Raw genomic sequence first — 14,444 nt, forward strand, 5'->3', positions numbered from 1 at the left:
GACCCGTGCGGGCAGCAGGGAGACCTCCATTCACCTCTCTCAACGGGCCGCCCTTGGCGGAAGCGATACTCTCCGCCGCGCTTGATGCCGGCGTGCGGGTGGTGTCTCTGCGTGGCGTGGACGCCGCCCATCTGGTCCTGGCTGACGTCGATCTGTCGGGGTGTCTGTTCGTCGGAACCGTGCACTTGGACCAGATTCGGCTGGAGGGCGCCTGCGTCTTCGACACGGCCCCGCCCGCGATGCATTGGCGGCGCTGGCGGCCGATCCGGTTCACCCCTCGCCGCACTCTCGCCGAAGAGCACCACTGGCGCGCGACTCAAACAGGCGCCGTCCCGGGCTGGAACGTGGCCGTGTTCGGCGCCGGACGCGTCGGGCCGCTGCAACTGGCGCCGGTGTACCGCGCGCTTCGCTCGAAGACGGCAAGCACGAGCCCGGCGCCGCCGACTTCTACTACGGCGAGATGGAGATGCGCCGGCACGCCGACGACATCCCCCGAAGCGAGCGGGGCCTGCTGACCGCCTACTGGGCACTGTCCGGCTACGGGCTCCGTGCCTCGCGTGCCTTGTACTGGCTCGCTGCCACCATGCTCGCCACGGTGCTGCTCCTGATGGGATTCGGGATCGCCCAGGGCTCCCCGAAGCAGGAGCTCACCGGGACGGCCCCGGCCGACGGCGCCAAGGTCACCTTCGAGATCGACAAGCCCGATCCCCAGAACCCGCAGGGCAACAGGTTCACCAGCGAACGCTTCGCCCAGGCCCTGAACGTCACGCTCAACTCGGTGGTGTTCCGTTCCTCAGGACAGGACCTGACCACCGCGGGCACCTACATCGAGATGACGTCCCGCCTCACCGAACCCATCCTGCTCGGCCTCGCCGTGCTCGCGGTCCGCAACCCCGTCAAGCGCTGATCGGTTCACGAGGCATCGAACTTCAAGGGCCAGACAGGCAACCTGCCGTACGACATCCCCCGGTGGCCCGTGTGGTGCCGCTGCTCGGCTTGGTGTACTGCGTTCCGGCGAGAGTGATGCGGAAGCCGTCGCCGAGGACGGGTTCCGCATCGGCGTCAACCGCCCCCTCGGCCACCTCAGTGATGAGTTCAGCGGTCACCATTGCCCGACAGGCCCGTGATCCGGCGTCGCTGATGATCGCTGCGCGAGAAGCATCCCCATCACTCGCCCATGATCAACTATGCCGGGCTCGACGGCTCACTGCCCACCGGCCGTCAGGCCGTTCCTTCCCCGAGTAGCGCGGCGGCCGACTTCTCGGCCAGGTCCTCGGCGTGTGGGGGCAGCGGGAGGCCCGCCCGCAGGTGTCGGCGGATCGCGGCGAGCGGCAGGTCGATCAGGGCCAGGACGATCCGGTCCCGGCCCTCGGACCCGGTCGCGCCGACAGCCGTGCCCAGCTCGTCGAGGCGGGCGAACACTCGCCCGTTGCCTCGGTCGGCGCGCTCCCGGTGCTCCTCGGACCAGCCGGAGCGGCCGAACTCCTCGGCACCGTACAGGAGCAGCGCCGCCTCCCGGGGGTGGGCCCGGCTCCAGGCGACGACGTGCCGGGCGCCGGCGCGGGCGGCCCGCCGCGGATCGGGGTCGCCGTCGAGGGCGGCGAGGTACCCCTCCTGGAAGCCTTCGACAGTGCGCAGCCATACCTCGGCGAGTAGTGCGGGGCGCCCGGTGAAGCGGTGGTACACGGATCCGCTGGGCGCTCCGACGGCCTGGGCGACCGCGGACATGGTGACGGCCGCCGGTCCGCCGTCGGCGGCGAGGAGGACGGCGGCGTCGAGGAGCTCGCCGGTGTCGAAGCGGGGTGGTCTCGGCATGAATCAGAGAGTACTCTCCATATCAATTAGAGGTTGCTCTCCAATTGAAGGGTGGGGGACATCCATGCCCGTCCACAACGTGCACGAACGCCTGCTGTCGGTGGGGTCCGAGGAGGCCGGCGCCATCCTCGACTCCCTGTCCGCGGGAACGGCCGACCGGCTCTGGCCGTACGACAACTGGCCTCCGATGGAATTTGACCGCCCGTTGTCGGCAGGTGCGAAGGGCGGCCACGGACCGGTCCGCTACACCGTCGCCGCGTACGTCCCGGGGACCTGGATCCGCTTCACCTTCACCGGCCCGCGCGGCTTCCACGGCTTCCACGAGTACGCCGTCCTGCCCGTCGACGAGGAAAGGACGCTACTGCGGCACACTCTCTCGATGCGGGTCAGCGGCCTGGCCCGGCTGAGCTGGCCGCTGGCCTACCGCTGGATGCATGACGCCCTGCTGGAGGACAGCCTGGACCTCGCCGAGCGCCCCGTCCGGCGGGCCCGTTGGTCCCCGTACGTCCGGCTGCTCCGGGCCCTCGCCACGAGGCTTCACTGACCGGGCAGTGATGTGGCCACGGCCTCCTGGCGCAGGGGCTGGCTCAGCGCTTCAGCGTCGGCCCTCGCTAACCTCTGCGCCAGTCGACAGCACGTGACCTCGGTCCTCGGAGGACCGAGGTCTCGCACTGTCCAGGGAGACCTCAGAAGCAGTTCGGGCAACACGCACAGAGCCCGGTACTAGGGCGCTCTCTTCGGATCGTTTGAACGTTGGTTGATGGGCTCCGTTGGCTGATGCCCATTGGGCGAGGGTAGCGCCGTTGCTGCCGGACCGGACCCCTCAGTGGGGATCACCAGAACGGAGATCACCCGATGTCGCTTCAGGATCGCATGACCGCCGCCGGACCGGAACCCGGGCCGGGCCGCTCACTCACCATCCCCTTGCGCTACCCCTCCGGCACCGGAATCGCGCTTCGCCACCGGGATCAGCGCAGGCATCACCTGGCAGTACATCCCGCCAGAAGGAACCTGGCCGCTCGCCGTCCTGGGCGCCGTCGCGATGGTCTGCGACACCGTGATCATCGCGATCCGCACCCGCCGCCGCAGCGGCTGACCACGCCCGGGGGAGAGGCTCAGAAAGGTCGAGGTTCATCCGGCAGCATGATTCTCGTACGGCCCAGCCCGGGAGTCCTGGTGCCCTCGCGCCCTTCCCGGACGAGGTTGTGCCACACGCCGAAAGGTGAGCCCCGTGCCGCCCCCGACACCAGGCTCGGCCCCGCCAACCCTCCGGTGGCGGGCCCACTCACGTCCAGGGTCTACTCAACGATCCGGCCTCACCGCCCTCCCCAGAGCCACGTAGCGGCCCCTGATCGTTACGGGTCCCCCCGGGTCAATCTGCTCGTCTGCTCAGCTCCGGCGGCAATGAGCTATTCGAGTCTCCGGCTCCGCGGTCGCCGCTGGGTGACGGCGGAGGCAGCGGGTGGGTTGGGCTGGAACTTTGGAAGGGCCCTGGTGGTGGCCGGTGTGCTGCATGTCGTCGGCGAGCAGGCGGGCGAGGAGGGTCCCGGTGGTGCGTTGCCTCAGGAGGCGTGCGGCATCGACGAGGCGTTCGTGCTTTCCGGCCGGCAGGGAGGGGGCGATGCTGGAGGTCCGGCCGGGAAGGCCCAGGGAAGAGGCGACCCACAGCGCTGACTCCGAGTACTCCAGGAGATCGAACGGGGCCGAGTGAGGGCCGGGTGCGTCGAGCGTTTCGATCAGGCGTCGGCGACCCCGTCGTGCGGGCCGCCGAGCGCCTGGTTGCAGTGCGTGCCGCGCCGTCGAAGTCCAGCCGGTCAGCCTGCCGTCCACGGGCGGAGTTTGTCTGGGTTGCGCACTGCCCAGATGTGCGTGATCCGGTCGTCCGCGACGTCGAACGCGTACACGGCCACGGTCACGCCTTCGTGCTCGATCACCAGACCGGCCCGGCCGTTGACCGTGCGCTCCAGGACCGTGAGGCCGTCGGACGCCCGGACGGCGAGGTCGGTAAGGTAGCGCGCGATCCCTTCGCCGCCCTCAATCGGGTGGAGCGCGGCGGCGACCACGCCGCCGCCGTCCGCCGTGAACGTCGCGCCGGGGGCGAGGAGTCTGACGAGGGCGTTGATGTCCTGCGCCTCCCACGCCTCCTTGAAGTCCCTGACGAGGGCCGCCTGGTGGGCTGCCGGAGCCGCAGGGGGCAGGGAGGCGCGGACGCGGCGCCGGGCGGAGGAAGCCAGTTCGCGGCATGCCGCCGAGGTGCGGCCCGTCATCCCGGCGATCTCGGCGAACTGGTAGCCGAAGACATCGTGCAGGATGAGCGCGACGCGCTGAGCCGGGGTCATGGATTCGAGGGCGACGAGAAACGCCATGCTCACCGACTCGTCGAGTGTGACCCGGTCGGCCGGGTCCGCGGGACCGGTCGCGGCGTGGCCTGCGCGTCCGCTGATCCAGTCGGTCCGCTCGGACAGAGGCTCTGGGATCCATTCGCCCATGTAACGCTCGCGCCGTACCCGCGCCGAGCCGAGGATGTCCAGGCACACGCGGGTGGCGACCGTCGTCAGCCATGCGCCGGGGGACTCGATTGCGTCCTGCTGCTGTCGGGACATGGCGTACCAGCGGGTGTAGGTCTCCTGGACCGCGTCCTCAGCCTCGGCCAGGGAACCGAGGAGCCGGTAGGCGAGACCGATCAGCCGCCGCCGCTCGCTGATGATCGCGTCCAAGCCTGCGTCGGACTCGTCGTGTCGTGACTTCGCGTGATCGGTCATGGGTCCGGTGCCTCCCTGATCTCGGATCGTCCCTCGGCGGTCCGACGAGACAGCACGTCCGATTGTCAGGTCGTCGACTCTCCCTGACGTTCCGCGGGGTCGTGTCGTCATACCGCTCAGACGCCACCGGCCCGGAGAACCCGGGTGGGACACCTCAGGAGACAGCGATGACCAGGATCGGAATACTCATCGGCAGCACCCGCCCCGGCCGCAAGGGCGACCAGGTCGCGCGGTGGGTCCACGAGCGGGCGGCCGGCCGCGGCGACGCCGCATTCGAGGTGATCGACCTGCTCGACCACCCGCTGCCGCATCTGGACGAGCCGCTGCCCGCGCTCGCCGGGCGGTACCAGCACGAGCACACCCGGACATGGGCTGACACCATCGCCCGCTTCGACGGATTCGTCATGGTCACCCCCGAGTACAACGCCTCCATCCCCGGCGTGCTCAAGAACGCGATCGACTACCTGTACGCGGAGTGGATCCACAAGGCCGTTGGGTTCGTCTCCTACGGCGCCGGCGGCGGCGCCCATGCGGCCCGGCAGCTGCGGGCACTGTGCGAGCTCCTCCAGATGGGTCCAGTGACCCCGCAGGTCTCGCTCTCCCTGCACACCGACTTCGAGGACCACGCGACACTCAAGCCGGCCGCCCACCACGTCAGCGCCCTCGACACACTGCTGGATCACGTCGTCGCCCAGAGCACGGAAGGACGGCCGGCCACCCCCACACAGCGCGAGACGGACGAAGCCGCGATCCGCCGCCACATCGACGGGATCATCGACGCGATCCAGGCCAAGGACCTTGAGGGTCTGAGGCGGCTCTACTCGACGGACGTCGTGTCCTTCGACATCGATCCGCCGCTCCAGCACGTGGGGATCGACGCGAAACTCAAGAACTGGGCGAACGTGTTCACGTTCTTCCAGGAAGTGACCTACGAGGTGCGCGACCTGATGTCCACGGTGGGCGAAGACGTGGCGTTCACACACGGCTTCGGCCGCCTCAGCGGCGCGCTGCCCGACGGGATGTCGGCGGGCGGCATGTGGGTCCGGGTCACCTTCTGCTTCCGGAAGATCGACGGCGCATGGCTGATCACGCACGACCAGGTCTCCGTGCCGCTGGACATCCTGGGCGGCAAGGGGGTCGTCGACCTCGAACCGTAAGGTCAACGGGCCCTGCGCCGCCCCGCCCGGCGGGGCCGTGCGGCGCGGGCCACCATCAAGGACAAGGCCACCATCAACAACAACACCGCGGCCTCGGGCGGCTGGGGCGGGCGGCGCAGGCCAGGACCCGGGCTCCGCCGCGGCACCCGCCGAAACGACTCCGCCCTTGGGCCGGAGGCACGTACGACGAGGGCGACGAGACCGAAGTGCGAAGCCACCTGGCCAGCCGGTGAGCTGCGCGTGTGTGGACCGCAAGCACGCTGCGAACATCGCATCAAGAGCCCTGCCGAGCACGCGGCTTGCCTCGAGGAGAGGTGACGAGTCATCTCCTCACGGGCGTAAGGCCCGGCTTGACGCCTTCTGCGGGAGAGGATGCGTATACGGCTACCCATCAGAATCACGCTGGCATGGACAAATCCGACGAACGTCGGTAGGCGGCTGCGGCGGTGGGTCCGTGGCGGGCTCGGGCGTGGTCGAGGAGTCCCCGTTCTCCGCTGCGCCGGTTCCTGGATCGTGAACTGTCAGCAGCCCACGGTGCGCGAGTCTCTCCGCGCCCAGCACCAAACCGACAACCTTCCCTGCAAGGGCTGGCCTCGGCACGGCGGCTGCGGTCGGCCTGCACCACGGCCGCACCGTTGACCAGGCCAAGGCCGGCGGGATCGACCTCACCGGCGGCGCCACCGGATCCGGGCTGGAATCCTGTCTGTTGTGGATATGGGTTCTGATGACGCTCTCGGCCGGCGGGTCGCGCCGGTGCTCGAGCCTCTGCGCGGTGACGAAGCGTTCACCGGTACGCCGGGTTCGGCGGGCCACTTCAAGGTGATGGATTTCTGGCGGTACGCGATGCCGGACCTGCGGGCCAACACCACACGGGGTTTGCTCGCGGAATTCCTGGTGCACCGGGCGCTGGGGGCGCGGGTGCGGAACGTGGAGTGGGAGAGCTTCGACGTCCTGACCGGCGACGGGCTGCGTGTGGAGGTGAAGGCCAGCGCCTACGTCCAGGCATGGGACCAGCGTGGCCCTACGTCCATTCGTTTCACGCGGCTGAGGGGCCGCACCTGGAGCCCGCAGACTGGTGGGGCGGCGGAGCCCACCTACAACGCCGACGTCTACGTGTTCGCTCTGCACACGGCCCCCGACCACGCCGGATACGATCCGCTCGACATCAGCCAGTGGGCCTTCTATGTTCTGCCCGGCCCTGAGGTTGAGGCTCTGGCCCAGGACAGTCTGGGCCTGGCCACACTGCGCCGGCTCGCCGGACCGCCCGTCTCCTACGAGGATCTCGCCGCACGAGTGCGGTCCGCCGATCCGCGGCCCCCTGCCGGCACGGTGCAAGCGACGCCGGGACCTCTACCCGCCGCCCGCCGCCCGGTGAACGACCCTGGGGAAGGCGCCACCCTGCCACTTCCTTCCCCTCGCCCATGACGGCTCCCCCTGGTGGTTGGAGGCCTCCCTGAGCCCCGAGTCAGCAGAGACTTCGTCTTCCTCATCTCTGTCCGACTCTCTGACCATCAAGGCCCGGCCTGGATCCGCGTATAGGGACTGCCCGCCACCAGGCCGCGATGCCCGAGCTGCTGGAGGGCCGCACGACCGGCCCGGCGCCGCGGTTGGGCGCCCTCGTCGAACCTTCCCCAAGCCCGACTTCGGTCACGGCCCACTGAACACCTACTCGGGGCGTCGGCATTGCGCTTCCCCCTCGATCCAAGGATGTTTGCCCCAGGCTTGGTGCGTCCGGGGTACTCGGCGACGTTCGGGCGCAGCCTGAACCCTCCCTAGCGGACGACGACGTTGTGCGCCGGAATGATCGTGGGCTGCACGTCGGTATGGCCGAGGTCGGCCAGGATCGGACCGAAGGTCTTCGCGTGGGCTTCGAGGGCTTCCGCGCTCTCCCAGACCTCCGTCACGCGGAACCCTCCGTCAACCGGACCCGCCGCGTGAGAGACAAGACCTGTGGTCGGCAGGTCTGCGAACTGTGTGAAGCCTTGCCCACCGGTCACGCGTTCGATGACTGCGTCGTAAAGCTCCTGCCCGGCGTCAGGAAAGTCGAAGGTGACGATGATGGCCATCCAGATGCCCCTATCTCGGTCCGCCGCGTGGCTGCGGCAACGTCCGCGATCCTAGCGTTAGGTAATCAGGTGAGTTCACAGAGCGACGTCGGTTCGTCGCCAGAGGGCGTCGCGCTCGTGTGCGGAGCCACCGCTGCCGGAGCAAGGCGATTATCGGCAGCTCGCGGTGCGCCAGCACCAGGGACCATGGTCCGCGTGCGGGGTGGAGCGGTGGAAGATGAAGGAAGCCGAGGCCGCTCCGCAAGAAGCGCTGATTGGGGGTCTGCCGACTCGCGGGATTGACGTCCGCTGTTGACGTCAACGGCGCCGAACCCAGTGGCTTCGAGCATCCCTCGGCGGCAAGACAGTGGCCGGCAGCGGAGCCCACCCGGCGAACATCTACACCCCCATCGTCCACGACACCCAGCTCCCTCATGGGGCGTACGTTCGGATGTGCGGTCAAGAAGGGCATCGTTCTGACACTGGGGAGGAGACACCGCAAGGGGAAAGCTCGCCCGCGGTGCCCAGGGAACGACGACCACCAGGACCTGCCCGGTCGACCAAATGCGCAGCCGGCGTCCGACGCTCATCGCCGGCCGCCAACTCTCGCCACGCCTCGGGTGGTCCGGCAACTCCCGCGCCACATGTCGGGGACACTCGGGGCGGGGCGAGCGAGGAGACGCGTCCGGTTCCTGGAGCTTCCGTCCTCATCATTCGAAGAGGCGTCAACCACTCCGACAGGGCGATCCTCCGCTACGACCCTCGGCCGCTCGATCGACGCCGAGTCCCGAGGCCGTCACCACCGCCGCTCACCCACCGACCGGTGCCCCGGCTCCTGCAAGTCCACTGCGAAAGCCGGGGCACCGGCATGCGAAGCGGCAAGCTGTGAGATCAACGCGAGCCGGCAGCGGCTGAGTTACCGCAGCGACGGTGTCGCAGGCGCGGGGGCTGCTGCTCATGGACCGACTGGGTGAGAAATAGCTCCGGTTGGGTCCTGGCCGCCGATAGGGGGCGAGAGCCAGGCCGATTGCGGTCGCCCGGCAGGCGGGGAACACGGGCTCCCAGGTCAAGAAGTGAAATGCCATCGGCCCGGGTTGGGCATGTAGGGCGCCGGCTGGCGGTAGCGCTTCCACAAGGCGTACAGCTGCTGTGCGGGGCGCTGCTGTTCGCCGTGGACGGCGTTGAGGACGAGCAGGCCGCCGGTGAGGGCTGGCACCACCCACTGCATGACCGCGAGGTGCCGCGCGGCCTTCTTTGTCTCCGCGGAATGCCGGTCGGTCTCTTTGGCGTCGTCGAGCCTTTCGGACGAAGCGTATTCGATCTTCTTGCCGAGCATGCGTGTGTAGGCCGTCGCGGCGAGCGCGGCCCCGGTCAATGCGGTCTTGGCGATCGTGGAGGCGGCGACGCCGGGCTGGGTGACGACCCGCGCCGCGTTCGCGGCGAGCAGCCCGCTGGTCCCGACCATGTGCATCCCTATCGCCGCCGCGCCGACCGGCGCCCACTGCGACCAGCCCGAACTGGCGGTCCGCGCACCGAGCGCCCAGTCGCCATGGCTCTGTGCCTCGGCGGCGCCGTTGAGGCCGACCGCGCCCATCAGGGAGCCGCCGAACCAGGCGGCGAGCCCGACATCGCGCAGACTGCGCAGGGCGGTGTTGCGTCCGGACACCCAAGCTTTCCTCGGGCGCGTCGGAGCGCCGGAAGTGCCGGCGCGCACTGGGACCACCGTCACCTGCTGCGACGGGTGCCGCCATGGCGATTGCTCCGAGCGGCCCACCTCGTAGGGCGGTGGCTGGTACGAGACCGGCGTCGACGACCGACCGCCGGCCCTGTGATTGCCAGCCGTGGGGCTCATCAGCATGCCGCCACTTTGGCGCGTGGCGGCAGGTGGTTGGCCTCGGTTGCCCTTCCCGCAGTGGGGGACTGCGGCGCTCGGGCGTCTGCCCAAGCCCAGGCAGTCGAATTCTTTCGGCTGTGCGCATGCGCGCGTCAGCTCGTCGGCGCCTCGTTGATGCCATCTACTGCCTCGGCCGACTGCAAACGCGTCTCGAATGTTCCGGCGACCCCGTCGAAAAATACTTCGACATCGGTCGCGTGATCGGGGACGCTTCGCGCGATGACCAGAATCGACGACACACCGCCCGCGTGGGACGAGCGCACCCAGCTCACCACGTTTCTCGACTACACACGTGACACCGCCCGCGCCAAGTGCGATGGCGTCTCCGCGGAGAACGCCCGCAAGGCGCTCCTGCCGGGCTCACCGCTGATGACCATGAGCGGATTGATCAACCACCTCCGCTGGGTCGAGTACTACTGGTTCCAGGTGGTCTTCCTCGGCGAGGAAGACCGGGGCCCCTGGACCGATGAGGACCCCGACCGCGAGATGCGTATCGCCGTTAACTTCCCGCTCACGCAGTTGCTCGACGAATACGCCGAACAGAGCGCCCGCTACCGCGAACTGGTCGCCGGGAACAGCCTGGACACCCAGGCCAAGGGAGCCGTCCGCGACGGTCTCCATGTCGACCTGCGCTGGATCCTCCTGCACCTCACCGAGGAGACGGCCCGCCACAACGGCCACCTGGACATCCTGCGCGAGATGCTCGACGGCCAGACCGGCAACTAGATCCGGCGGAGATCATGGGCGGAGCCAGAGTCGGATCGAGGCGACGGTGACGGTGCCGTGGAAGATGTAGCCGCGCTTGTCGAACCTCGTGGCCACGGCTCGGGAGTTCTTCAACGCGTTGATGGTTCGCTCGACTTCGTTCCTTCGTTTGTAGATCGTCTTGTCGAAGCCTGAGGGTCGGCCGCCCTTGCTGCCTCTTCGTTGGCGGTTGGCCCGCTGGTTCTTCGGTTCGGGGATCGTGTGCTTGATCGGGCGTCGTCGCAGGTAGCGGCGGTTGCGGCGGGAGGAGTACGCCTTGTCGCCGCCGAGGTGGTAGGGCCGGGTGCGTGGGTGCCCGCCGCCGAGGCGGGCGACACGGATGCGTTCCATGACCGGGATGAGCTGCGGAGCGTCGCCCCACTGCCCCGGAGTGATCAGCAGGGCCAGGGGGCGGCGTCCGCCCTCACCGGCGAGGTGGATCTTGCAGGTCAGACCGCCCCGGGAGCGTCCGAGTCCCGCGTCTGGGCGGTGCTGCCGGGGCGTGCGTCTTTTCCCGGCACTCGTGGCGGTTTCCTACGAGCGCCGGCGGCGTGCTGATGGGCCCGGTAGGAGGTCGAGTCGACGCTCACCATCGACCAGTCGATCCGGCCTTCCGCATCGGCGTCGGCCAGGACGGCCGCGAAGATCCTGTCCCAGGTGCCGTCCGCCGACCAGCGTCTGTGCCGTTCGTACACCGTCTTCCATGGACCGATACGCGCAGGTAGATCCCGCCATGGCACCCCACAGTGCGCAGTCGGTACAGGATTCCGTTGATGACCCTGCGGTGGCCGGCCCACCGGCCGCCGCGCTGCCCGGACTTCGGCAGATGCGGCTTCAGCCGGGCCCACTCCTCATGCGTTAGATCTCCCCGCCCCATGCTCATGCCAACGACCCGAAGCCACGACGGTCACAAGATCCGCCGGACAGGCCCTAGCAAGCCCCCCACATCGAGCCCAGGAGCTGGGCGTCGTCGCTCTGCTGGATCACAGCCGCAGCATGGCGACGCCCTTCGGGTGCGGCCCCATACGTGTCGCGTCCGAAGATCTCAGGCCGCCCTCGTTCAAGGCCCTCCTGCACGACACGACCCCGAGGCCAGGCTGCGCCGGAGCCGGCGAACGGCAGCACCGAGTCCGAAGGAGCTTGCTCGGACCATCTGGCCTGTGTGTACCGCCCACTACGCGCTCGTGTGGGTCAGGATGAACCCGATCTGATGCAGGGCTGCCTGTACCCACTCCGCATACGCGGAAGACGATCGAGCGGCGGAAGAAGGGATCGCTGCCACCGAACTACGGGCTGCGCGAGCTTTGCCACCTGCGCTGAGAGCCGGCGAATCTCCAGCGAGTTGTCACTGGCCGCGCGGCTTCCCCGTAGCGTCCGGGTTCTCCGCCCTGTACCAGTGGCGAAGCTGCAGGTATCTCTCTTTCATGGCCGGCCCGAGATGCGCCTGGACGCCGTACCCGGGTTCGCCCTCGTACGGGAGGTCGTAGAGGAACGACGTCACGATGACTTCGATGGCCCCAGGCACGCGACGCTGCGTCTCCTCCTCCAGAAACGCGAGGACACGGCGCCAGTCGGGACCGTCCGGGTTGCCGCCCTCCGCCAGGTACGAGCGCACGGTGTCCTCCACGACGTCCCGGAAGAACATGTGCGGGAGCACCCCGTTCTCGTTGAAGACGTGGCACTCGTAGGCGTCCTCGAACCCGGGCACCTGAGCAACCAGGTCCTCCACGAGCCGTACACCAGCAGCAGCCTTCTCGGCAGTTCCGTCCGCCCGGTGCTCTTCTCGCTCGTTGTTGTCTTCGGTCGCCATGTGTCGGGACGCCATCTCACTGGCTGACACCACCGGAGCCCAAGCGCTCCACGGGGGCAGGGCCCGCTGGGACCGGTAGGAGGTGCACACGCGGGTCCGCCCTGGCAGGCGCCTGCCCCCGCCCTGCTGAGGGTTGACGCGCTGCGCTCAACGGCAGCTGCGGCGTTTCGGCGGTGAGCCCGGTCGCCCGCCGGGGTGATCTGGCCGGGGCGCGCCGGTAGGCCGGGTCCGGGTCCGGGCTGGGTGATGGGCGGTATCCGGGCCGCAGCTCTCTGCCCCTGTCCTGCCTGCGCAGAAGGCTCGCACCTCCGTCTGGCCTTGGCCATTACCCCAGGAGTAGTCGACCCCTCCCCGGCGGACGGGCATGTTGGTCCACACGAGCGGCAACGGGCCGCAGCGGGCGGAATCGAGACGAGGTACAGAATGTTCGCGGGTCGGCGTGGTGTGGTGGGAATGGTGGTGGCGGCGGTCGTCGCGGGGGTGGCGACCTCAGCGGCGGCGCTGCCGGGCGGTGAGGAGAGCGCCGCCCAGGGCGACTGCCCGGAGGCGCGCGCCAAGGTCGAGCGGCTGGAGGGCCCGATCACCCCGAACGCCTGTGCATTCATGCGGCGCCAGATCGCCTTCGGTGAGCTGCCGACCGCCGCCCCGCCGGCCATCGGGGACCTGAGCCACCCCCGAGTGAAGGCCTATCTCGACATCTTCGACGAGGAGGCAACCCTCTGGGAGGCGGGCAGCGCCCCGCAGCGCGGCCACACCGTGATCGGCACCTCCATCACCGGATCCCTGAGGCTGGTACCCGACCTGCGCTACCGGGGCACGGACGTGGTGGCCGACGGCGGTGTCATGATGTTCGGCCAGTGGAACGAGGTCACGCTGAAGGGCCACAAGGTGGCCTACCCGCAGATCGCGCGCAATCTCCTGGGGGACGACGGCAAGACCCTCCAGGCCCGCCGCTACTACGACCGCTACGCCCTGTTCCGGGACACGGTCCCGGAGCTGGCGCCCGAGGGCCTGTTCGACGGCGTCGCGGACTCCGGGCCGGCCCCCCCCGGGGCCCGGCGCCTGAGCGCCTGAGGGCTGCGGAGATCCCGGACCACCTGGCGGCATGGAACGGGGAGGACGTCGACGCCCTACTCGCCCGGATGGGAAACGCACGGCTGTCGGGGCCGGGGCTGGACGCTCCGCTGACGACGGAAACTGGCAAGCGGGCCTACCTCCAGCGGTTCTTCGGCACGGCGGACGTCCGCTTCAAGGCCGGCCAGGCCGCCTTCGGCAGGACCACGACCTACGTGGAGTGGCACGGCACAGTCTCCGGACCGAAGGGCAAGGACATCCCGTTCGGAATTGTGGAGCGCTTCGGGCCGGGCGGTGAGTGGGAGTTGTACTTCGACACCCTCCCGCTGGTCGCCGACCGGGCGGAGATCGGCGCGCTCTTCCAGAAGCTGGCACAGCCTTAGCTCGTTCTGTGTTCTGGTCTCGAACGAGATCTCGAATTGCGTAGCTCACCTGGGCATTCGCCGGATGTTCGGGCGGCCGTCGTCCGATCATGTGCTCCGACCAAGGAATGCACGTGATCACGACGAAGGCTGTGAGGTGAGTCTGCTGCCTGATGACGTCCGGAGCGAGGCGTTCGCGGAGGCGTCACGCTTCCGGAGCGAGTCGAGTACTCGCCCGTGACAGAGGGACTGTGGCGTACTGGCCGGGTCGGAGAAGGTGACCGTCCAGGACCACTGCTGTCCTTCGCCGAGTTCGGCGTCGTCTCGGACGGCCCCGTCGAAGTCCCGCAAGGAGTCGGAGCCAGGCCCGAAAATGTCCCGGCCCCACGTGGCATCTTCCAGCCAGGGGATGCGGCGATGAAGCCCTTGGCGATGTCCCGGGTCTCGTCGTCGGTGATCAGGTGCTATCCGCCCATGTCGCTCCTCGCCTCGTGACTCGTTCTCCTGCGAGTCGGTCTTGGAGCTCATCGTTGCGTCCGTCCGGCGCGAGCGGGCGTTCCCTCAGATTGCTCCCCGGTCGGCCAACCTGACCTGAGAATGCTGTAGTTCCTCGTTTGCATCGATAAGGTGTAGCAGTCCACCACTCGGTCTAAGCCTGGCCTCGGTGGAGAAGAGCATGAGCACCCTGAGGAAGCAGGAGGTCCTCGCCTCCGCGGGTAGAGGCCGGGCCATCCGCGCGTACGCCATCCTGCGCCCCGAAACCCTCGATGCCGTGGCCTAC

11 protein-coding genes and 2 pseudogenes are annotated in these 14,444 nt (G+C 69.0%); 7 read left to right on the forward strand and 6 right to left on the reverse strand.

The window, feature by feature from the left end; genetic code table 11:
- Positions 1-2: 2 nt before the first annotated feature.
- Positions 3-907 (forward strand): annotated as a pseudogene (locus tag ACZ3OF_RS18895) (pentapeptide repeat-containing protein); the annotation flags it as partial.
- A gap of 314 nt (positions 908-1,221) precedes the next feature.
- Here ACZ3OF_RS18895 and ACZ3OF_RS18900 read toward each other — a convergent pair.
- Positions 1,222-1,815, reverse strand: coding sequence for a TetR family transcriptional regulator (locus ACZ3OF_RS18900; protein ID WP_467305680.1), 594 nt, complete (start codon positions 1,813-1,815; stop codon positions 1,222-1,224).
- Between the two features lie 64 nt (positions 1,816-1,879).
- On the opposite strand from ACZ3OF_RS18900, the gene ACZ3OF_RS18905 reads away from it, so the two are divergent.
- On the forward strand, positions 1,880-2,359 hold the full coding sequence (locus tag ACZ3OF_RS18905; RefSeq protein WP_361681819.1) for an SRPBCC family protein: 480 nt from the start codon (positions 1,880-1,882) through the stop codon (positions 2,357-2,359).
- A 1,270-nt stretch (positions 2,360-3,629) separates the two neighbouring features.
- On the opposite strand, the gene sigJ is transcribed toward ACZ3OF_RS18905, so the two are convergent.
- Entirely contained in the window at positions 3,630-4,577 is a 948-nt protein-coding gene (gene sigJ / locus ACZ3OF_RS18910; protein WP_467305682.1) for an RNA polymerase sigma factor SigJ, read from the reverse strand.
- 167 nt (positions 4,578-4,744) lie between these two features.
- Here sigJ and ACZ3OF_RS18915 point away from each other — a divergent pair, with 167 nt between their 5' ends.
- Positions 4,745-5,734 carry an NAD(P)H-dependent oxidoreductase gene (locus ACZ3OF_RS18915; protein ID WP_467305685.1) on the forward strand — a complete coding sequence of 330 codons (990 nt, stop codon included), beginning with the start codon at positions 4,745-4,747 and terminating at the stop codon, positions 5,732-5,734.
- 714 nt (positions 5,735-6,448) lie between these two features.
- Positions 6,449-7,159 carry a hypothetical protein gene (locus tag ACZ3OF_RS18920; RefSeq protein WP_361681828.1) on the forward strand — a complete coding sequence of 237 codons (711 nt, stop codon included), beginning with the start codon at positions 6,449-6,451 and terminating at the stop codon, positions 7,157-7,159.
- Positions 7,160-7,506: 347 nt separating this feature from the next.
- On the opposite strand, the gene ACZ3OF_RS18925 is transcribed toward ACZ3OF_RS18920, so the two are convergent.
- Both ACZ3OF_RS18925 and ACZ3OF_RS18930 read right to left on the reverse strand, forming a co-directional pair.
- Positions 7,507-7,800 carry a hypothetical protein gene (locus ACZ3OF_RS18925; RefSeq protein WP_361681831.1) on the reverse strand — a complete coding sequence of 98 codons (294 nt, stop codon included), beginning with the start codon at positions 7,798-7,800 and terminating at the stop codon, positions 7,507-7,509.
- A 1,045-nt stretch (positions 7,801-8,845) separates the two neighbouring features.
- The gene (locus tag ACZ3OF_RS18930) at positions 8,846-9,445 is read right to left on the reverse strand and encodes a hypothetical protein (protein ID WP_467305687.1); all 600 of its coding nucleotides are present in this window, start codon (positions 9,443-9,445) and stop codon (positions 8,846-8,848) included.
- Positions 9,446-9,892: 447 nt separating this feature from the next.
- On the opposite strand from ACZ3OF_RS18930, the gene ACZ3OF_RS18935 reads away from it, so the two are divergent.
- Positions 9,893-10,399 carry a DinB family protein gene (locus ACZ3OF_RS18935; RefSeq protein ID WP_361681836.1) on the forward strand — a complete coding sequence of 169 codons (507 nt, stop codon included), beginning with the start codon at positions 9,893-9,895 and terminating at the stop codon, positions 10,397-10,399.
- A 12-nt stretch (positions 10,400-10,411) separates the two neighbouring features.
- Here the strand turns inward: ACZ3OF_RS18935 and ACZ3OF_RS18940 are convergent.
- Positions 10,412-11,294: pseudogene (locus ACZ3OF_RS18940) on the reverse strand (IS5 family transposase).
- Positions 11,295-11,762: 468 nt separating this feature from the next.
- On the reverse strand, positions 11,763-12,227 hold the full coding sequence (locus ACZ3OF_RS18945; protein ID WP_467305688.1) for a hypothetical protein: 465 nt from the start codon (positions 12,225-12,227) through the stop codon (positions 11,763-11,765).
- Positions 12,228-12,650: 423 nt separating this feature from the next.
- On the opposite strand from ACZ3OF_RS18945, the gene ACZ3OF_RS18950 reads away from it, so the two are divergent.
- Together ACZ3OF_RS18950 and ACZ3OF_RS18955 are read left to right on the forward strand one after the other, a co-directional pair.
- Positions 12,651-13,301, forward strand: a complete 651-nt coding sequence (locus ACZ3OF_RS18950) for a hypothetical protein (RefSeq protein WP_467305690.1) — start codon at positions 12,651-12,653, stop codon at positions 13,299-13,301.
- A 68-nt stretch (positions 13,302-13,369) separates the two neighbouring features.
- Entirely contained in the window at positions 13,370-13,684 is a 315-nt protein-coding gene (locus ACZ3OF_RS18955) for a hypothetical protein (protein ID WP_467305692.1), read from the forward strand.
- Positions 13,685-14,444 lie beyond the last annotated feature (760 nt).

This window comes from Streptomyces sp. NPDC022552, assembly GCF_055561875.1.